Source organism: uncultured Alistipes sp. (assembly GCF_910580175.1).
In the GTDB taxonomy this organism is placed as follows: domain Bacteria; phylum Bacteroidota; class Bacteroidia; order Bacteroidales; family Rikenellaceae; genus Alistipes.
Genome location: NZ_CAJTXD010000004.1, coordinates 92,386 through 110,710, shown reverse-complemented (window position 1 = coordinate 110,710; position 18,325 = coordinate 92,386). Strand labels below are relative to the sequence as shown.

Here is an 18,325-nt window from a genome sequence, read left to right as displayed (position 1 = left end):
GCAAAATGCAAGTAAACTTGCTTTTGCGCTCGCTTATTCGTATCTTTGCGTCTTAAGCAAAGACACTTTTATGGCAGACCTTTCCATCCTGACCCGTCTCGACGGGCTGAAACTCAAATACGAGGAGATCGGGCAGAAACTTACCGACCCCGAAGTGATCGCCGACGTGAAGCAGTTCGTGCAGCTCAACAAGGAGTATAAGGAACTCGAACCGATCATCGAAACGTCGGAGCGCTTCCGCACGGCCATCGCCAACCTCTCCGAAGCCAAAGACGTGCTGCTCAACGACAAGGACGAGGAGATGCGCGAAATGGCCCGCGAGGAGATCGCCGAACTCGAACCGGCCATCGACCGCATGGAGGAGGAAATCAAGCTGCTGCTCATCCCCAAGGATCCGCAGGACTCGAAGAACGCCATCGTCGAGATCCGCGGCGGCACGGGCGGCGACGAGGCGGCCATCTTCGCAGGCGACCTGCTGCGCATGTACACCAAGTATGTCGAGTCGAAAGGGTGGCGCTACGAACTCACCTCCTTCTCGGAAGGCGCTGCCGGCGGCTACAAGGAAGTGGTGATGAAAGTCTCGGGACAGAACGTCTACGGAACGCTCAAGTACGAGTCGGGCGTCCACCGCGTGCAGCGCGTGCCGCAGACCGAGACCCAGGGACGCGTCCACACCTCGGCAGCCTCGGTAGCCGTGCTTCCCGAAGCCGAAGAATTCGACATCGAAATCTCGATGAACGACATCCGCAAGGACATCTTCTGCGCCTCGGGGCCGGGCGGCCAGTCGGTCAACACGACCTATTCGGCCATCCGCCTGACCCACATCCCCACAGGCATCGTCGTGCAGTGCCAGGACCAGAAATCGCAGCTCAAGAACTTCGACAAGGCGTTCGAGGAGTTGCGCACGCGCGTCTTCAACCTGGAATATTCCAAGTATCTGGACGAAATCGCCTCCAAGCGCAAGACGATGGTCTCGACGGGCGACCGCTCGGCCAAGATCCGCACCTACAACTACCCGCAGGGGCGCATTACCGACCACCGCATCAACTACACGATCTACAACCTGGCAGCTTTCATGGACGGCGACATCCAGGACTGCATCGACCATCTGATCGTGGCCGAGAACGCCGAGCGGCTCAAGGAAAGCGAACTCTAAAGGCAATTTTTCAGGCACCCGAAGCGTTCGGCAAAAAAGTCTGCCATGATCCGTAATCTTTTTCTCCTGGCGGCGCTTCTCTGCATGGGGATGCCGCTCGCCGCGCAGCAACGTCCGCCGCTTTACATCGTCAACGGCAAGGTATGCCCCGCCGAAGAGGCCGGCTCGATCGACACCGATGATATCGAACACATCGACTGCCTGCCCGCCGACGAGGAGACCATAGCCCGCTACGGCGACAAGGCATCCAACGGCGTGGTCGTCATTACCTTGAAATACGACTCGCCGGCCGTTTTCCCCGACTCGCTTCCTTTCGGGCGCTACATCGCCCGCCAGGTGCGGTGGGACAGCGACGAACCGGCCGCCCGGGTGGCCGTACGCTACAAGGTCACCGCCGAGGGCGCGACCGTCGTTACCCAGGTGCTCGACGCGACCGACAGCCGGCTGAAACGGCGTGTGCTGAAAGCCATGGCCGAAGCACCGCAGTGGCGTCCGGCACTCAAGAACGGCCGGCCCGTCGAAAGCGAAGGCGTCGTGAGCATCCAGCTTCCCGAAGGCAAACGCATGCCGGGCGAACCTTACATCCGAATACGATGAACAACGCGGGGCCATCGCGAAAAACCGCAGCATAAAAACCGCAAAAAAATAACTCAATGAAGACCAATTCTTTAGCCGCCTGGATACTCGCCGTGCGCCCTTACAGCCTCGGAGCGGCGGTCATTCCCGTGGCCGTCGGCTCGGCCATGGCTTGGAGCGACGGACAATTCAGCCTCACGATCACAGCATTGTGCTTGCTTTTCGCCGTACTGACCCAATGCACAGCCAATCTGGTCAACGACCTATGGGATTTCCAGCGGGGCGCTGACCAGCCCGACCGCCTCGGCCCCGACCGCGCATTCGCCAAGGGCTACATCACGCTGCCGGCCATGAAAGCCGGCATCGCCGGATTCACGATCGCCGCCGGAACCGTCGGCTGCGGGCTGCTCTTTTTCGGCGGCTGGGAACTCATCTTCGTAGGGCTGGCCTGCATACTCTTCGCCTACCTCTACACGGCCGGCCCCTGGCCCCTGGCCTACCATGGACTGGGCGACGTGGCCGTCGTTACTTTCTTCGGCGTGATTCCCGCCTGCTTTACCTACTGGATTCAGACCGGATGCTGGACACCGCAGATCACAGCCGCGGCGCTGGCATGCGGACTGGTCATCGATACCATGCTGTGGATCAATAATTTCCGCGACCGTAACGAAGATGCCCGATGCGGCAAGCGCACGATCGTCGTCATCCTGGGCGAGCAGGCCGGCCGCTGGGGCTACCTGGCGCTCGGCATCGCCGCTCTGGCGCTCACGCTTTCGCTCGGTCTCGACGGACGACCTTGGGCCGCATTCCTGCCGCTGCTCTACGGCATACCGTTCTTTCGGACGTGGCGCAAGATGATCCGCATCGACCACGGGGACGAACTGAATGTTTGTTTAGGCGAAACGGCCCGCAACATGCAGTTGTTCGGTCTGTTGCTTACCATCGGCATACTTCTGGGCTAAAGCATGGCCGAACCCCGGCATATTACCCTGCGCGAACTGCAACGCGCCGTCAAACGGACGCTCGACGAGCAGTTCGAACTGCCGGTGTGGGTCAGTGCCGAAATCGCCGAAATCAAAGTCAACTACTCGGGCCACTGCTACTTGGAGCTGGTCGAAAAAGGCGGAGCGAACGGCGTGCCGACGGCCCAGGCGCGCGCCATGATCTGGAGCAGCAACTACCCGCGCATCGCAGCGGCTTTCGCGACCGGCACGGGCGAGCGGCTGACCGCAGGGCTGCATATCCTGGCCAAGGCGCTGGTTACCTATCATGAAATCTACGGCTTCTCGCTCCAGATTACCGACATCGACCCGGCCTACACGCTGGGCGACATGGCGCGGCAGCGGCAGCAGACCATCCAGCAATTGCAGCAGGAGGGGGTCTGGGAGATGAACCGCGAAATATGCGCACCGGCCGCCATGCAGCGCATAGCCGTGGTGTCGAGCGCCCAGGCCGCAGGCTTCCGCGACTTCTGCAAGGAGCTGGAGCAATCCCCCTACCGCTTCCGGATCACGCTTTTCGACGCATTCGTGCAAGGTGCCGAAGCCGAAAATTCGATCATCGACGCACTCGGCCGCATCGTCGGGCAGCAAGAGGAATTCGATGCTGTGGCGCTCATCCGCGGCGGCGGCTCGGCCAGCGACCTGAACTGCTTCAACGCCTACCGACTCTGCGCCCACGTGGCGCAGTTCCCGCTCCCCGTGCTGACCGGCATCGGCCACGACAAGGACACGAGCATCGCCGACATGGTGGCATTCGCGGCCCTGAAGACCCCCACCGCCGTGGCCGGATGGCTCGTAGAACGATCGGGGCAGCTCTGCACCGCCCTCGACACGGCGGCTCTGCGGCTGGCGGAGACCACCCGCAGCCGCACCCATGCCGCCGCGCTGGAACTCGAAAAACGACGGGGCGACCTGCGGCACCTGACTGGCGAGCGTTTCGCGCGCGAAAAGATGCGGCTGGCCCAACAGAGCGGCCGCCCGGCAGACGTGGCCCGCGAATTGCTGGCCCACCAAGGCCTGCGCCTCGACAACGCGGCCGAAATCATCGCGGCGCACAGCCCCGAACGGCTGCTCCAGCTGGGCTTCGCCCTGCTGCGCAGCGGCGGCCGCGCGCTGACCTCGGCCGCACAGATCCAAGCCGGCGACGAAGTGGAAATCCGTCTCGCCGACGGCAGCCTCAACGCAACGATAAACCACACGACCCTATGGCAAAAAAAGAACCGACCTACGAAGAAGCGATGACCCAGGTCGAGGAGATTCTGGGACGCATCCAGCGCGAAGAGATCGCCATCGACGACCTGGCCCGGGAAGTCGCCCGCGCAACGGCGCTGATCGCCGCCTGCAAGGCGCGGCTGCTGAAAGCCGAAGAAGAAGTGAACAAAATCCTGGAATAGAGACACCCCGACGGCTCATCCCGCCGTCTTGAACTCCGACCGAAATGTTGAATATGGCTTCTCTGATCCGCTGGGCGCTCAACCGCATCCCCCGGCCCGTGCTGCAACGCATGGCCGGCTGGGCCGTGCCGCTGGCCGGCCTGTTTTACAAAGGACATCGCGTGGAATGCCCGGTTTGCGGCAGGCACTACCGCAAGCTGCTGCCCTACGGCTACGTGCATTCGCGTCCCAACGCACTATGCCCCAACTGCCTATCGCTCGAACGCCACCGGCTGTTGTGGCTCTACCTCACGCGCGAAACCGACTTGCTGCACACCCATCCCCAGACGCTCCACATAGCACCCGAAGCGTGCATCATGCGTCATCTGAAGCCTCACTTCACGACCTGCCCCGAGCGCTATGTCACGGCCGACCTGGAAAGCCCGCTGGCCGACCTGCATTTCGACGTGCAGCGCATCCCGCTGCCCGATGCGTCGGTCGATGCCGTGATCTGCAACCACCTGCTCGAACACGTGGCCGACGACCGGCTGGCGCTGCGCGAACTGCACCGCATCCTGCGGCCCGGAGGCTGGGGCATCGTGCTTTCGCCCGTCGACCCGAACCGCGAACGCACGTTCGAAGACGACACCATCGCCGATCCCGAGCAACGCACCCGCATCTTCGGACAATACGACCACCGGCGCATCTACGGCGCCGACTACGCCGACCGGCTGCGCGAAGCGGGATTCGAGGCGGCCGACATCGACTATGCCGCCGCGTTCGACGAAGCCGACCGCAAGCGCTACGCTCTGCCTGAAGACCACATCTACGTGGTATACAAACGTCGAATTCCGGCCTATGAACCCGCCGCCACGGATCGGCAAAAAGATCAATAAAGGTAGAAAACGATGCCGATAAAATGGCAGACGACCGCCAGGTTGATGAGCAGATGCCACACCATGTGGTGGTAGCGGAATCCCTTGCGGGCGTAGAACCAGGCCCCGACGGTGTAGAACACCCCGCCTGCGGCGATCAGCGCCAACAACGGCACCGAGGCCTGGCGGACGAAGAGCGGCAAGAAGAAAACGATCGTCCACCCCATGACCAGATAGATCGTCAGACTGACAGCAGGGATCGACTTGCGCGACAACGACTTGTAGAAGACCCCGAACACCACCATAGCCCATTGCAGCAAGGTAATCGTCAATCCCTGCCACCCGCCGATTACCGACACGGCCACCGGCGTATAGCTTCCGGCGATAGCGACATAGATGAAAATATGGTCGAGGATGTGGAACACCTCCTTGTGGCGCGACTGCGGGTTCATCGAGTGGTAGAGCGTCGAAGCGAGGAACATCAGAAAGATCGACACCACGAAGACGCTGACCGAAACCGCCGCAGCCACGCTGCCGCCGGCATGCGCATAGGCCCACACGGCCGAGAAAGGCAATGCCAGGAGCGTCGCCAGCGACATCACGCCATGAGTGATCGAATTGGCGATCTCCTCGCCTACGGTCGGCACATAGACCGGTTTCGTTTTTGCCTGCATAAGGGGACGGAATTGAACGCATCAAATGTAGGGATTTTTTTGTACATTGGCTACGTTGAAGATACTCCGTCTCAACAGCTTTTGGTTTTGTATTCGGCTTATTCGTATCTTTGGTTGCACCGAAGATACTTCGTTTCGGCAATGCTCAAATAAATTTGGCATTGCACTCAACTTATTACTATCTTTGCAAATAGCCGTTTCCGCAGAAACGGCACAAGGTTAAAAGGTTAGGTAAAATGGACTTTTCACGCTACGAAAAATTCCGGACGCTGGTGCGCGCCTCGTTTCCGGATCATACCGCACAGCTGGTCGACGAAGCCTTGGAGTGGGCCGACAAGCATCTGGCGGATCAGCTCCGCTACGACGGCACGCCGATGCTGGATCATGCCGTGGCAGTGGCGGCGATCGTCATCTCCGAAATCGGGCTGGGCCGCAATTCGGCCATCGCCTCGATTCTCCACGACGTGGTGCGCCTGGCCCACAAGCAGCTGCCCGGCGAAGAATTTCTGGCGCTGACCGACGGAATCCGCACCCGCTTCGGCGAAGAAGTCGCAGGCATCACGGTAGGGCTGGCCAACATCTCGGCTCTGAAACTCAAGACTTCCAAGGAGCAGGCCGACAATTTCCGCGACCTGATCGTCAGCTACTCCGAAGACCCGCGCGTGATCCTCATCAAGCTGGCCGACCGGCTGGAAGTGATGCGCTCGCTCGACATCTTCCCGCGCGAGAAATGGCGCAAAAAGAGTTGGGAATCGCTCAACCTCTACGCCCAGATCGCCCACAAACTGGGTCTCTACGGCATCAAAAGCGAGCTGGAAGACATCGCGCTCAAATACCTCGAACCCAAAGACTACGAGCACATCGTGCAGAAGCTCGAAGAGAGCGCCGACGAGCGCCGCGCTTTCATCGCGCGTTTTCTCGTACCGGTCGAGGAGCGGCTGAAAAAGCTGGGCATCCGCTACCACATCAAGAGCCGCACCAAGTCGATTTTTTCGATCTGGACGAAGATGCACAAGCAGCACGTGCCCTTCGAGGGCGTCTACGACATCTTCGCCCTGCGCATCATCATCGACTGCCCGCGCGAAGAGGAGAAGCAGCAATGCTGGACGGCCTATTCGGTGGTAACGGACTTCTACACGCCCAACCCCAAGCGCATGCGCGACTGGATTTCGATTCCCAAGTCCAACGGCTACGAATCGCTCCACACCACCGTCTCGGCCGAGGGCCGCTGGGTCGAGGTGCAGATACGCACCGAGCGCATGGACGCCGTGGCCGAACGCGGCATTGCGGCCCACTGGCGCTACAAGGGCGTGAACCAGGGGGCGCAGACCAGCGAAATGTGGCTCAGCCGCCTGCGCGAGTTGATGGAGGACACGCCCCATTCGCTGGCCAAGCGCTTCGACGCCAAGCCCGCGTCGGGCGAAATTTTCGTCTTCACGCCCAACGGCGACCTGCGCAAGCTGCCCGAGGGAGCTACGCTGCTCGACTTCGCTTTCGACATCCACACCTCGCTGGGAGCGACCTGCGTGAGCGGCAAGGTCAACAACCGTGCGGCATCGATCCGCGACGTGCTGCACAACGGCGACATCGTGGAGATCCAGACCCAGAAAAACCAGACACCCAAGGCCGACTGGCTCTCGGTGGTGGTTACTTCCAAGGCGCGCAACAAGATCAAATCGTTCCTGCGTGAAGAGCAGGCCAAGCATACCCGCATGGGGCGCGAGGAGCTGGAGCGCAAGCTCAAGAACTGGAAATTGGGCCTCAGCATCGACGAGGCGGTGGCCTACCTGGGCAAATACTTCAAACTCCGGCTCGGCACCGAGGTCTATGCCCTTATCGCCACGCAAAAAGTCGACTTCGGATCGATCAAGGAGATTCTGGCGCGCCATCTTTCGGGCCAGGCCGAGGAGGAACGCCGCGCTGCGGCGGCCGAAGCCGAACGGCAGAAAGCCTACGCTCCGCGCGAAACTCCCGCTTCGCAGGACGCCCTGGTCATCGACGACGACATCTCGAAAATCCAGTACAAGCTGGCCCGCTGCTGCAACCCGATCAAAGGCGACGAGGTATTCGGTTTCGTGACCATCAACGCGGGAGTTACCATCCACCGCGCCGACTGCCCCAATGCCAAGCGCATGCGCGAGAACTACCCCTACCGTGTGATCGAGGCGCGCTGGCGCAGCGCGGCCGACGGCGCGTTCCGCGTGACGATCCGCATCGTGGCGGCCGACCTCACGGGCATGGCCAACCGCATCACGGAGACCATCAGCCGCGACCTGAAGCTGAACATCCGCTCGATGAACTTCGAGACCGCCTCGGGCGGCTGCGTGGCCGGCACGGTGGCGGTGGAAGTCCCGGGTACGGGAGTCGTCGACACGCTGATCCACTCGATTCTGCGGATCAAGGGCGTACAACGAGCGTACAGAGTCAATTAAAACGTTTTAACAAGCGTTTTAACAACACCGGACAGCGGACAAAACAACGATCGTCCGTCGGGTGCTTCGTCACAGCAACGGCGAAAATACCCGCATGAACGATTCGGCCCAGCGCTGCGTGCGCGGACGGTTGAACCACTCGCCGGGCGAAAGCATGCGGCACTGCCGCAGATCGTCCTCATAAACGGCCGCCATCCGGGCATTGAAATCGCGGTCGTAGACGAAGGCGCTGACCTCGAAGTTGTGCTCGAAACTCCGGAAATCCATGTTGGCGGAGCCGATGACCGCAAGATCGTCGTCGACGATCAACAACTTGGAGTGGAGGAACCCCGGCGTATAGAATGCGATCTTGACGCCGGCTTTCATCAGATCGTCCAAATAGGAACGGCCCGCCAGATCGACCACACGCGAATCGGAGTGTCCGGGCAGCATCAGCCGCACGTCGACACCGGCCAAGGCCGCCTCCTGCAACGCCATGTTCAGCGCATCGGAGGGGAGGCAGTAGGGCGTCTCGATCCAGATGCGGCGCGCAGCGCGCGACACGGCGAAGCTGTCGGCCTGCAAGAGCGTGCGCCACTTGCCGAAGGGGCCGCTGGCGACCACCTGCATGATGTTGTCGGTAAAACGTCCCGCAGCAGGATAGTAGGCCGGGCCGGAAACATTCTGCCGCGTCGTAGCCGACCAGTCGCTCAAAAATGAAGCCTGCAAACCGGCCACGCCGCACCCCTCGACCCGGAAATGGGTATCGCGCCACACGCCCTGCGCCGTGCCGCGAACATAACGGTCGGCGACGTTCATGCCACCGATGAATCCCACCAAACCGTCGACCACCGCGATCTTGCGGTGGTTGCGATAATTGACCTTGCTGGTCAGAAGCGGGAACTTGACGTGCAGAAAAGCGCAGACCTCGATGCCGGCGGCGCGCATGCTCTCGAAAAACGCTTTCTTTACCCGCATGCACCCCACGTCGTCGTACAACACCCGCACCTCGACCCCCTCGCGGGCCTTGGCCACGAGCGCATCGCGCAACCGCCGCCCGGTGTCGTCGTCGCAGAAGATGTAATATTGGACATGGATGTGGTGGCTGGCAGACCCGACAGCCTCTAACAAAGCATCCATCTTGGCCCCGCCCTCGACATAGGGCGTGATGCGGCTGCCGTAGAGCGGCACGGCATGGGCCGTCTGGCGCAACAGACGCGAAAGCGGCAGATGGTGCTGCGGAACGGCCGGGCCCCCGGCCGTGTCGACTTCTTCGAGCTGCATGGTAATCCGCTTGCGCGTGCGGCGCGAAATGATCCGCTGTTTGGAAAGGTTCTGCCCGAAAAAGAAGTAGAAGAACAGCCCGGCACCGGGCGCCAGTATCAAGACGAGAATCCACGGCAGCGTCTTGAGCGGATTCCGGTTATCGGTAATGATGACCAGAACGACGCCGAGGATCGTCACCGTGTAGACGACCAGAAATATCGTGGTCAGAATCTGCTGCATAGGAATCAATGGGTTAGCTTTTCCGCCTGACGGTCGTCGGCACGGATCGGCGGACGCCCCGCATCGACGGCGGCAAGGAGACCGGCCTCTTCCTGCGCGCTATCGGCCGTCCTGCGCCGGAAACTTCACGCCGTAGAGCAAATGTTCGACGCCGCGCAGGAAATTGCGCTTGTGCAATTTGGGCGAATAGACATAGCAGTCGAGCGTGAACACGCGGCCGGTGGCGGTGTCGACGGTCGTATAGCTCACGAACGGACCGCCCATGAAGTCGCCCTCGACATCCCAGAACCCGCGCAATTCGCACCACAGCCGCCCTTCGAGCCGGAACATGCGGAAATCGGGCGGAAAGACCATCGAAGTGGTCATATACGACCCGTCGGAGGGGCCAGGAATCCGGGCCGCGAAGCGATTGCGGGCCTGGAGCAGCGCCTCGGCCGAGAGCGACGCGGGGCCGTCGTAAGGATAGGAATAGACGAAGAAACCCTGGCTGGCGGTGGGATATTCGTAACGCGCCCAGATGAAATCGTCCTGCCCGGCGGCGAGGATATATCCCCGCGGCACGGCCATGTCGACCCCGAACGTCTGCCGGACGGCCTTTTCGACCTGGGGAGCGCCGAACGAAGCCGCAAAATCGACGGCCCGCCTGCGCTCGGCGGCCTCCAACACCTGCACCAACTCGGCGCGATGCTTCGAGACATACTCCACGACGGCACGGTCGTCCGGCCCCTGGAGCGTCAGCACGATCTGCGGAGCGGCCGTCAGATCATATTGCACGCCCACCGACGCTTCGGTCAGCGCGGGGTCTTCGACGACCTTCAAGATGTTGCGATGATCGGCCAGCATGCCGGTAAAATCCTGCGCACGCACGCGCAACACATCGAACAAGGGTTCGGTCTGGTTGAGATAGGCGATCGGCGCCGTCAACACGGCCCGCAGCGTATCGCCCACCTCGCCCGTCCACTCGCGCTGCCCGCACACGACAAGCAGCTCGTAGGGGGCGCCCTGCGCCGTCTTGAGCCGCGAACGGGTCGACTTCTGGAAAGCGTCGCACCCCGTTGCCATGACGGCAACCAGCGCCGCGAAACAGAGAAACCGGAATATTTTCATCGTAAAAAACGTTATATAGTAAAACCGACTGCCGAAAACGGGGAAACGGCTCCGGAGCGCCGAAATGCGCTCCATCTACAAAGATACTCTTTTTTTTCGTTTCGGCGCAGATTTTCACTACTTTTGCAACAGCTATGCGGTTGAAACCTCTGAAAATAATCCGGCGCCTGCTGCCGGATCTGATCTGGGAAATCGACGACCCTGAAAGCGTTTTCCTGACCTTCGACGACGGCCCCACGCCGGGCATCACGGAATGGATACTGGCCACACTCGACAAGTACGATGCCAAAGCGACGTTCTTCGTTCTGGGCAAAAATGTCGAGATGTACCCCGATCTGTTCCAACGCATCCTCGACGCCGGACACAAGGTAGGCAACCACACCTACTCCCACCAAAAAGGCTGGGGCATGAGTCTGGAACGGTACACCGAAGACGTGGACTTCGCCAACGACCTGATCCGCAGCGATCTGTTCCGCCCACCCTACGCCCGGATCACGCCTGCGCAAGCCCGGTTTCTGGGCCAGCGCTACAAACTGGTAATGTGGGACATCATTTCGCGCGACTACAACCGCAGTCTCTCGCCCCGCGCCTGTCTGAAGAACGTTACCAAACACCTGGCGCCCGGGGCGATCGTGGTGTTCCACGACAGCGAAAAGGCCTTCCGCAACATGCGCTACGCCCTGCCGCGAACGCTGGAGAAGATTCGCCAGGCAGGCTGGAAATGCAAGGGAATCGAAATCTGAATCCCGAAAAAGAGAGTGATAGCATTCGGCGCACCCAAAGAATCGCATCCGAAAATCCCCTCCCCAATTCGGCCCCGAAAAATCGACACCCGAAGAATCTCCTTTCGTATCTTTGCAGCCAAAATAATAGGGTAACCGCCACCGCAAAATAGCAGATCGGCATAGTGCTCATCTGGTTTTTTGCAGCTTTGCGGATTTTTTCCTATTTTTGTCAGCAGCTAAAAATTTCAAAACGATATTCTTATGACAATCACTGCCGCCGACATCAAGATCGGCATGTGCATCGAAATGGACGGCAAGACGTTCCTTGTAGTCGATTTCCAGCACTGCAAGCCGGGCAAAGGCCCCGCATTCGTACGCTCGAAGCTCAAAAATCTGGAGAACGGCCGCGTTCTGGAGAACACGTTCTCGTCCGTGAGCCAGAAGATCGAGCAGGTGCGCGTGGAGCGCCGACCCTACCAGTTCACGTACGAAGACGACCTGGGCGCCCACTTCATGCACACCGAGACTTTCGAGGAGATCAACATCGACAAGAGCCTGATCAACAACTACGACCTGATGGCCGACGGCCAGATCGTCGAAGTGATGTTCCACACCGAAAAGGAGACCGTCCTCTCGGCCGAACTTCCTCCGATCGTGGACATGGAGGTAACCTACACCGAACCGGGCATCAAGGGCGACACGGCCTCGACCAACTCGCTCAAACCCGCCACGGTCAACACCGGAGCCACGGTTCGCGTGCCTCTGTTCATCAACACGGGCGACAAGATCCGCGTCGACACCCGCACGCGCGAATACTACGAGCGAATCAAGTAAAAAGCGAATCCGCCTGCATACTACGAGAGGGAAAAACACGATGTTTTTCCCTCTCGCAGTATTTACCGGACAACGAAAAATAGGGTTTACAAAGTCCCAACGAAAATCGCGCTTGTTCCCGCGCGGCCGACTCCTTTCACACTTCCACTATGCCATTGCGGATGGCGAAAACCACCAGCGACGCGGTGTTCTTGCAACCGGTTTTTTCGAGGATGTTGGCCCGGTGTTTGTCGACCGTGCGCTTGGAGATGAAAAGTTCATCGGCAATCTCCTGGTTGGAGAGTCCCCGGCACACGAGCACCAGAATCTCGCGCTCGCGCGACGACAGCTGCTCGTCGGAGGCATCCTCGCGCGTCCGCATCCGGTCGGTAAGCGACGCGAGCAGCTGCGGGCTGAAATAGCTCCCGCCCGCCATCACGGCATCGATGGCTTCGAGCACATCGCCGATGGCGGAATCTTTCAACAAGAATCCCCGGGCACCGGCTTCGACCATGCGCGAATAATAGCTCTCCTCGCCGAACATCGACAAGGTAATGATCCGCAGGTCGGGCCGCACGGACAACGCCCGCTCGGTAGTCTGCGCTCCGTCGAGTCCCGGCATCGAGAAATCCATGAACACCACGTCGGCATCCAGCTGCGGCAGCAGGGCCAGGAACTCCTCGCCGCTGCCGGCCTCGCCCACGACCCGGCAACCGCCGCTGTGTTCGAGCAGTCCGCGAAGTCCGTTGCGGAACAACGAATGGTCGTCGACCAGCACTATGTTGCGGGCTTTCATCCTCTGCGACGGTTACGACGAACGCGCGGCGCCGGCTCCTGCACGGTATTCACACGGATCGAGGCCCGCATGCCGGCTCCCTTGGAAGAAACGATGTCGAACGATCCGCCCAGCGAATTGATGCGCGAAGCGATGTTCGAAAGGCCCATGCCGCAATCCATCATGGCCTGGGGGTTGAAGCCGCGGCCGTTGTCGGAATAGTCCAGCACGAGCGCCGGGCCGTTCTGCGAGAGCGAAAGATTTACCGTCGTGCAGGCGGCATGCTTGAGCGAATTGTTGATCAACTCGCAGATCACGCGGTAGAGGATCACTTCGATGTCGGTCTCGAAGCGCTCGCCCCGCAGATTGGTCGTGAAACGGATCTTCACGTTGTGCATCGCGGCACTGCGATCGATGAAGTGCTGCACGCCCCGTGCCAGACCGAAGTCGTTGAGCACGTGGGGCGAAAGGTTGTTCGAAATTTCGCGCAGGGAGCGGATCGCCTCGTCGATGACGTAGGTCGTGTTGTCGATGATCTCCTGCTGCTCGGGCGTGCGCTCCTCGCGCGCGAGAGCCGAAAGCGACATCTTGGCCGAAGAAAGCAACGGCCCCAGTCCGTCGTGCAGCTCCTTGGAAAAACGCGACCGCGCCTTCTCCTCGGTGCGGAGCACAGCTGTGAGAATCCGTTTGTTGAGCAGCTGCCGCTGGCGGTTGAGCCGGGCGATGTACTTGAAGAGCTTATGGGCATACATCACGCCGATCGAAAGGCACACCGAGACCACGATCCCCAGGTAGGCGAACCACCAACGGGGAATGACCTCGGCACCGCAGGCGATCAGCAACTGCACCAGCCGCTCGACCGAGAGCAGCGAGAACCCCACGATGAAAAGAATCCACACCGAATTGTATTTGGTCGTGCGCACCAGCCGCAGGGCATAGACCGTGGCCAAAGTCTGCACGGCGATGGATATGACAAGCAGGATTTTAATCAACATAGACCGATGATTTTAAACGATACGTTTTTAGCTCAACGACGGAAAAAGGACTCCAGCTTCTTCAACTGCCCGTAGTCGGTCATGTCGACCTGCACGGGCACCACCGACACCCATCCGTGGGCGAGCGCCCACTCGTCGGTATCCTCGGCGGAAGGCTCGGAGTTGACGAACTCGCCGGTAAGCCAGAAATACTCGCGGCCCCGCGGGTCTTCATGCCGGTAGAACTCCTCGCGCCAGAAACCGCGGTTCTGCCGGCAGAGCTTGATGCCGTGCAGCTCCTCGGGCCGCCCGGCAGGCACGTTGACATTCAGACACAGAGGCAGCTCGACCTGCCCGTCGAGCACCTGCCCGACGATCTGCCTGCCGAAGCGGACGGCGGCTTCGAAATCGGCATCGGGCGCATGGTCGTCGAGCGAAAGGCCGACGGCCGGACACCCGTAGAAACTCCCCTCGATGGCGGCGCCCATCGTTCCGGAATAAAGCACGTTGACAGCAGAATTCGAACCGTGGTTGATGCCCGAAATGACCAGATCGACCCGCTGCTCGCGCAACAGATAGTCGAAAGCCATCTTCACGCAGTCGACCGGCGTGCCGGAAAAGGCATAGACCTCGACACCCGGCTCCTGACTCACGCAGCGCAGGTAAAGCGGATTGTACATGGTAATGGCCTGGCTCATGCCGCTCTGTGCGGTCTCGGGCGCCACGACCACCACCCGGCCGAAAGCGCGCGCCACCTCGACGGCCGCCGCCAGCCCTTTCGACGCGTAGCCGTCGTCGTTGGTAACGAATATCAATCGTTGATTCTCCATAACAACATCGATTTCTCCTGTCCGCAACTTCTCGAAGCACGTTTGCAGCCTCGCAACGGCAGCGGTTCGGTGCGCCCCGCGATCGTCTCCCCGACTGCGGGTTTCCGGAATACAAATATACGAATAAGCGAGCGCAAAAGCAAGTTTACTTGCATTTTGCCGAGCGGGAGTATTTAAAACGAAGTTAAATATACGAAAAGTCGAGAGCAGAAGCAAGCGTTAGCTTGATTATGCCGAGACGAAGTATCTTGGGCGCAGCCAAATATAGGAAAAAATATTCGGCTCTTGCGCAAAACGAAAAAACTTTCTATCTTTGCCCTCCCTTACGGGAACGTATATCGACCTCTTTCATTGGGCGCTACGGCGCAGGCGGCCGCAGGCCGCGGGATTGCGGCTCAAGGCAGCGGCATGGTAGTCCGGCGCAGCGGGAATGTCGAATGCGAAACACTCTAATTCGTTGCAACAATGAACAAGGATGCAATCATCAAGCTCGTAAACGAGCAGATGTGGCCCAAGACGGACGCCGACGTACCGTCGTTCAAGGCCGGCGACACGATTACCGTGACCTACAAGATCGTCGAGGGCAGCAAGGAGCGTCTCCAGAGCTTCCGCGGCGTAGTGATCCAGATCAAGGGTCAGGGCAAGACCAAGATGTTCACGATCCGCAAGATTTCGAACGGCGTGGGCGTAGAACGTATCTTCCCACTCTACTCGCCGCACATCGAGAAGATCGAGGTCAACAAGATCGGTGTGGTTCGCCGTGCCCGCATCTACTACCTGCGCGATCTGACCGGCAAGAAAGCCCGCATCAAGGAGAAGCGCGTGACCCGCACGGAGAAATAATCCGCGCAAGGTCGAAAAGAAAAAGGATGTCTTCGAAAGACATCCTTTTTTTTGTCGGCAGGGAAGAGGGCGCACACACGTTTGCCGGCAACATGCTTGCCGGAGTCGCAAACTATTTACCAACCGGTATATCCTTGTTCACGTTGCGGCAGCCGATTACCGCATAGTAGAGCAGGTAGGCGAAACAAGCGAACATTACCCAATACGAAGCCATGTAGCCGATACGGTCGGCCACCCAGCCCTGGAACGTCGGAATGATGCCTCCGCCGCAGACCATGACCATGAAAATGCCCGACGCAGCAGCCGTATACTTGCCCAGTCCCTCGACCGCCAGGTTGAAGATGCCGCCCCACATGACCGAGGTGCAGAGACCGCAAAGCACGATCAGCACCACGCTCGCCGGCACGCTCACGCCGCCCAGCGAAGCCGGCAGCGCCACGCCCGACGACGCGGGCAGCAAGATCGCCGCAGCGACCATCGCCAGTCCGACCGTCGAAACGGCAATCATCATCGTCCGGCTCGACACCCTGGCGCCGACCGACCCGCCGACAAGGCGTCCGACCAGCATCAGCAACCAATAAAGCCCCACGATCGATCCGGCCACGGCCGCGTCGATGCCCAACTCCTGGGTCATGTAGAGGTTGGCCGTCGAGGGCAGGCCGATTTCGATACCCACATAGATGAAGATCGCCACCGTGCCGAGCACGAAATGGCGGAACGACATCGGGCCGTAGCGGTCGGACGTCGGTGCTTTGTCGGCGCCTTGCTCCATGTGCGGCTCGGGAATCTTGGAGGCGGCCAGCACGACGAATGCCACCGCGAAGATCGCCATGGCGATGAACAACGCCGGATTGGCCTTCTCGATCGTGCGCCCGGCCTCGGCGCCCATCAGATAACCGACCAGAAACGGCACGATCGTCGCCCCGATCGAATTGCAGGCGCCGCCGAACTGAAGCAGCTGATTGCCCTTGTCTCCTCCTCCGCCCAACGTATTGAGCATGGGGTTGACCACCGTATTGAGCATGCAGACCGAGAATCCGCAGATGAAAGCACCCGTCAGATAGACGGCGAAGCTGCCGACGGCCCCCGAAAGATACTGCACGCCGACACCGACAAACCCCACCGTCACGGCCGCCATAGCGGTTTTCTTGTAACCGATGCGGCGGAGCATCAACCCGGCCGGAATGCCCATGAAAGCATAGGCGATGAAGTTGGCGAAAAAGCCCAGCTGCGACTCGAAAGCCGATGCGCCGAACTGCTTGGCCACAATGACGCCCATGGGCGAAGGCAAACCCGTCACGAACGCGATCATGAAGAAAAGCGCGAACATGATGGCGACAGGCAGCTTATAACTGTTTTTCTGCTTCATGCTATTTTCAGATAAAGAATGTTTCCGCAACTTACAATTATTGATCCCGCTCGCCCACATAGGCGCAAAGATCGATCAACGCCGAACGATACTCCGAAGGTTCGAAGCCGGTAAGCAATTCGATGGCCTGCGAAAGGTAACTGCGCATGACGCTCGTAGCCAGCGAGATACCATCCTCATTCTCGACGATACGCTGCAAATATTCGAGCGACGAGGCATCCTCGCGGCAGCGCTTCAGCCGGCCGGCCACCTCGGCCTGGCGCGACTCGTCCATCCGCTCCATCACGCAGAGCAGCGGCAGCGTGATCTTCCCCTCGCGCAGATCGTTGTAGACCGGTTTGCCCGTTCGGGCGGAGGGTTTGTAGTCGAGGATGTCGTCCTGCATCTGGAACGCCATGCCCAGTGCTTCGCCGAAACGCTGCATGAGCGCCACCTTTTCATTGGGGGCGCCCGCGGCCATCGCTCCGGCCGACGCGCTCACGCCGATCAGACTGGCCGTCTTCTTGAAGATGATGTCCAGATAGGTGCGGCGCGTCATGGCGTGCCGCTCGGCGCAGTCGCTTTGCAGCACCTCGCCCTCGCACAACGCCGCCATCGAACCGCAGACATGCGTGACCAGGTCGAACTGCCCGCTCCGCAGGCCGATGTTCATGTTGCGCGCCAGGATGTAGTCGCCCAAGATGACCGCCTTGTGCGACTGCCAGCGGGCATTGACCGACGGCCGGCCGCGGCGCGTATCCGACTCGTCGATCACATCGTCGTGGATCAACGAGGCGATGTGGATCATTTCAACCAGCATGGCGGCCAGGCAGGCCCGGCGGCCGGTCGTCGCCCCTCTGGACGGCGCATTCATCGCAGCCGAGAGCATGACCAGCAACGGACGCACGCCCTTGCCGCGCGAAGACAGCGCATAGCGCAACATCCCGGACAACAATTCCCCTTCGGCAGTAAACTGCCGGTCGACGAATTCGTCGAAAGCCTCCAGATCGGCGGCCACGGGTTTGCGGATGGTATCGAGTGTAATCATAAAAACGAAGTAAAGAGCAGCTTTTCAGCCCGATCCGTACGGCCCGAACCGCTGCCGGACGCCCCGGACGATAGCTGTGGAAGGCGCCGCCGTGCAACCTGCGGGCGCGCCTGCGGCACCCCTGCGGAACGAAGACCCGTCGCCTTGCCGGAAAAATGTTCCCGGTTTGCATTTTAACCAACTGCAAATATAATGAAATTTCACGATTGCCACGTGCCAAGTGACTATTTTTTCGTACCTTTGGCTCCGCCTTAGCTGCTTCGCCCCGGCAGGATCGGACGACTCCGTTT

Annotated in this window: 18 protein-coding genes; 10 read left to right on the top strand and 8 right to left on the bottom strand. The window is 60.3% G+C overall.

The genetic code is table 11. The features are described from left to right. Positions 1 to 70: 70 nt before the first annotated feature. The 6 genes from prfA to QZ298_RS06345 are packed head-to-tail and all read left to right on the top strand — an operon-like array spanning position 71 to position 5,002. Complete coding sequence (gene prfA / locus QZ298_RS06370; protein WP_296006896.1) at positions 71 to 1,156, top strand: peptide chain release factor 1; 1,086 nt, start codon at positions 71 to 73, stop codon at positions 1,154 to 1,156. A gap of 45 nt (positions 1,157 to 1,201) precedes the next feature. After that, complete coding sequence (locus QZ298_RS06365) at positions 1,202 to 1,753, top strand: TonB-dependent receptor (RefSeq protein WP_296006895.1); 552 nt, start codon at positions 1,202 to 1,204, stop codon at positions 1,751 to 1,753. Positions 1,754 to 1,809: 56 nt separating this feature from the next. Next, a complete protein-coding gene (menA, locus tag QZ298_RS06360) occupies positions 1,810 to 2,694 on the top strand; it encodes a 1,4-dihydroxy-2-naphthoate octaprenyltransferase (RefSeq protein WP_296006893.1) in 885 nt (294 codons plus the stop codon). 3 nt (positions 2,695 to 2,697) lie between these two features. Beyond that, the gene (xseA, locus tag QZ298_RS06355; protein ID WP_296006890.1) at positions 2,698 to 3,975 is read left to right on the top strand and encodes an exodeoxyribonuclease VII large subunit; all 1,278 of its coding nucleotides are present in this window, start codon (positions 2,698 to 2,700) and stop codon (positions 3,973 to 3,975) included. Further along, positions 3,939 to 4,127 (top strand): exodeoxyribonuclease VII small subunit, encoded by a 189-nt coding sequence (xseB, locus tag QZ298_RS06350; protein ID WP_296006887.1) that lies wholly within the window; start codon positions 3,939 to 3,941, stop codon positions 4,125 to 4,127. The genes xseA and xseB overlap by 37 nt, the downstream gene beginning before the upstream one ends. A gap of 53 nt (positions 4,128 to 4,180) precedes the next feature. Continuing rightward, entirely contained in the window at positions 4,181 to 5,002 is an 822-nt protein-coding gene (locus tag QZ298_RS06345) for a class I SAM-dependent methyltransferase (RefSeq protein ID WP_296006884.1), read from the top strand. Here the strand turns inward: QZ298_RS06345 and QZ298_RS06340 are convergent. Then, entirely contained in the window at positions 4,996 to 5,655 is a 660-nt protein-coding gene (locus QZ298_RS06340; RefSeq protein ID WP_296006882.1) for a hemolysin III family protein, read from the bottom strand. The two genes, QZ298_RS06345 and QZ298_RS06340, sit on opposite strands and share 7 nt — an antisense overlap. 236 nt (positions 5,656 to 5,891) lie before the next feature. On the opposite strand from QZ298_RS06340, the gene QZ298_RS06335 reads away from it, so the two are divergent. Continuing rightward, complete coding sequence (locus QZ298_RS06335; protein WP_296006879.1) at positions 5,892 to 8,087, top strand: RelA/SpoT family protein; 2,196 nt, start codon at positions 5,892 to 5,894, stop codon at positions 8,085 to 8,087. Between the two features lie 69 nt (positions 8,088 to 8,156). Here QZ298_RS06335 and cls read toward each other — a convergent pair whose 3' ends face one another. Both cls and QZ298_RS06325 read right to left on the bottom strand, forming a co-directional pair. Next, the gene (gene cls, locus QZ298_RS06330; protein ID WP_296006877.1) at positions 8,157 to 9,572 is read right to left on the bottom strand and encodes a cardiolipin synthase; all 1,416 of its coding nucleotides are present in this window, start codon (positions 9,570 to 9,572) and stop codon (positions 8,157 to 8,159) included. A 99-nt stretch (positions 9,573 to 9,671) separates the two neighbouring features. Next, a complete protein-coding gene (locus QZ298_RS06325; protein WP_296006874.1) occupies positions 9,672 to 10,679 on the bottom strand; it encodes a DUF4837 family protein in 1,008 nt (335 codons plus the stop codon). Between the two features lie 134 nt (positions 10,680 to 10,813). Here QZ298_RS06325 and QZ298_RS06320 point away from each other — a divergent pair, with 134 nt between their 5' ends. Together QZ298_RS06320 and efp are read left to right on the top strand one after the other, a co-directional pair. Then, positions 10,814 to 11,422, top strand: a complete 609-nt coding sequence (locus tag QZ298_RS06320; RefSeq protein ID WP_296006871.1) for a polysaccharide deacetylase family protein — start codon at positions 10,814 to 10,816, stop codon at positions 11,420 to 11,422. 243 nt (positions 11,423 to 11,665) lie between these two features. After that, positions 11,666 to 12,238, top strand: a complete 573-nt coding sequence (gene efp / locus QZ298_RS06315; protein ID WP_296006867.1) for an elongation factor P — start codon at positions 11,666 to 11,668, stop codon at positions 12,236 to 12,238. A 136-nt stretch (positions 12,239 to 12,374) separates the two neighbouring features. Here the strand turns inward: efp and QZ298_RS06310 are convergent, their stop codons facing one another. The 3 genes from QZ298_RS06310 to surE are packed head-to-tail and all read right to left on the bottom strand — an operon-like array spanning position 12,375 to position 14,796. After that, positions 12,375 to 13,013 carry a response regulator transcription factor gene (locus QZ298_RS06310; RefSeq protein ID WP_296006864.1) on the bottom strand — a complete coding sequence of 213 codons (639 nt, stop codon included), beginning with the start codon at positions 13,011 to 13,013 and terminating at the stop codon, positions 12,375 to 12,377. After that, entirely contained in the window at positions 13,010 to 13,987 is a 978-nt protein-coding gene (locus QZ298_RS06305; RefSeq protein ID WP_296006861.1) for a histidine kinase, read from the bottom strand. The genes QZ298_RS06310 and QZ298_RS06305 overlap by 4 nt, the downstream gene beginning before the upstream one ends. Before the next feature lie 32 nt (positions 13,988 to 14,019). After that, positions 14,020 to 14,796, bottom strand: coding sequence for a 5'/3'-nucleotidase SurE (surE, locus tag QZ298_RS06300; protein WP_296006858.1), 777 nt, complete (start codon positions 14,794 to 14,796; stop codon positions 14,020 to 14,022). A 465-nt stretch (positions 14,797 to 15,261) separates the two neighbouring features. Here surE and rplS point away from each other — a divergent pair, with 465 nt between their 5' ends. Beyond that, positions 15,262 to 15,639 carry a 50S ribosomal protein L19 gene (rplS, locus tag QZ298_RS06295; protein ID WP_296006855.1) on the top strand — a complete coding sequence of 126 codons (378 nt, stop codon included), beginning with the start codon at positions 15,262 to 15,264 and terminating at the stop codon, positions 15,637 to 15,639. Between the two features lie 112 nt (positions 15,640 to 15,751). On the opposite strand, the gene QZ298_RS06290 is transcribed toward rplS, so the two are convergent. Both QZ298_RS06290 and QZ298_RS06285 read right to left on the bottom strand, forming a co-directional pair. Continuing rightward, entirely contained in the window at positions 15,752 to 17,008 is a 1,257-nt protein-coding gene (locus QZ298_RS06290; RefSeq protein WP_296006853.1) for an MFS transporter, read from the bottom strand. Positions 17,009 to 17,045: 37 nt separating this feature from the next. Further along, on the bottom strand, positions 17,046 to 18,035 hold the full coding sequence (locus QZ298_RS06285) for a polyprenyl synthetase family protein (RefSeq protein WP_296006850.1): 990 nt from the start codon (positions 18,033 to 18,035) through the stop codon (positions 17,046 to 17,048). Positions 18,036 to 18,325: the final 290 nt, after the last annotated feature.

Bases quoted from the DNA above. Each gene is read 5' to 3' on its own strand.
- QZ298_RS06335 (WP_296006879.1), top strand. From the start codon at position 5,892: ATGGACTTTTCACGCTACGAAAAATTCCGGACGCTGGTGCGCGCCTCG.
- QZ298_RS06340 (WP_296006882.1), bottom strand. From the start codon at position 5,655: ATGCAGGCAAAAACGAAACCGGTCTATGTGCCGACCGTAGGCGAGGAG.
- menA (WP_296006893.1), top strand. From the start codon at position 1,810: ATGAAGACCAATTCTTTAGCCGCCTGGATACTCGCCGTGCGCCCTTAC.
- xseB (WP_296006887.1), top strand. From the start codon at position 3,939: ATGGCAAAAAAAGAACCGACCTACGAAGAAGCGATGACCCAGGTCGAG.
- QZ298_RS06320 (WP_296006871.1), top strand. From the start codon at position 10,814: ATGCGGTTGAAACCTCTGAAAATAATCCGGCGCCTGCTGCCGGATCTG.
- efp (WP_296006867.1), top strand. From the start codon at position 11,666: ATGACAATCACTGCCGCCGACATCAAGATCGGCATGTGCATCGAAATG.
- cls (WP_296006877.1), bottom strand. From the start codon at position 9,572: ATGCAGCAGATTCTGACCACGATATTTCTGGTCGTCTACACGGTGACG.
- QZ298_RS06325 (WP_296006874.1), bottom strand. From the start codon at position 10,679: ATGAAAATATTCCGGTTTCTCTGTTTCGCGGCGCTGGTTGCCGTCATG.
- QZ298_RS06285 (WP_296006850.1), bottom strand. From the start codon at position 18,035: ATGATTACACTCGATACCATCCGCAAACCCGTGGCCGCCGATCTGGAG.
- prfA (WP_296006896.1), top strand. From the start codon at position 71: ATGGCAGACCTTTCCATCCTGACCCGTCTCGACGGGCTGAAACTCAAA.
- QZ298_RS06290 (WP_296006853.1), bottom strand. From the start codon at position 17,008: ATGAAGCAGAAAAACAGTTATAAGCTGCCTGTCGCCATCATGTTCGCG.
- QZ298_RS06365 (WP_296006895.1), top strand. From the start codon at position 1,202: ATGATCCGTAATCTTTTTCTCCTGGCGGCGCTTCTCTGCATGGGGATG.
- QZ298_RS06310 (WP_296006864.1), bottom strand. From the start codon at position 13,013: ATGAAAGCCCGCAACATAGTGCTGGTCGACGACCATTCGTTGTTCCGC.
- rplS (WP_296006855.1), top strand. From the start codon at position 15,262: ATGAACAAGGATGCAATCATCAAGCTCGTAAACGAGCAGATGTGGCCC.
- QZ298_RS06345 (WP_296006884.1), top strand. From the start codon at position 4,181: ATGGCTTCTCTGATCCGCTGGGCGCTCAACCGCATCCCCCGGCCCGTG.
- surE (WP_296006858.1), bottom strand. From the start codon at position 14,796: ATGGAGAATCAACGATTGATATTCGTTACCAACGACGACGGCTACGCG.
- QZ298_RS06305 (WP_296006861.1), bottom strand. From the start codon at position 13,987: ATGTTGATTAAAATCCTGCTTGTCATATCCATCGCCGTGCAGACTTTG.
- xseA (WP_296006890.1), top strand. From the start codon at position 2,698: ATGGCCGAACCCCGGCATATTACCCTGCGCGAACTGCAACGCGCCGTC.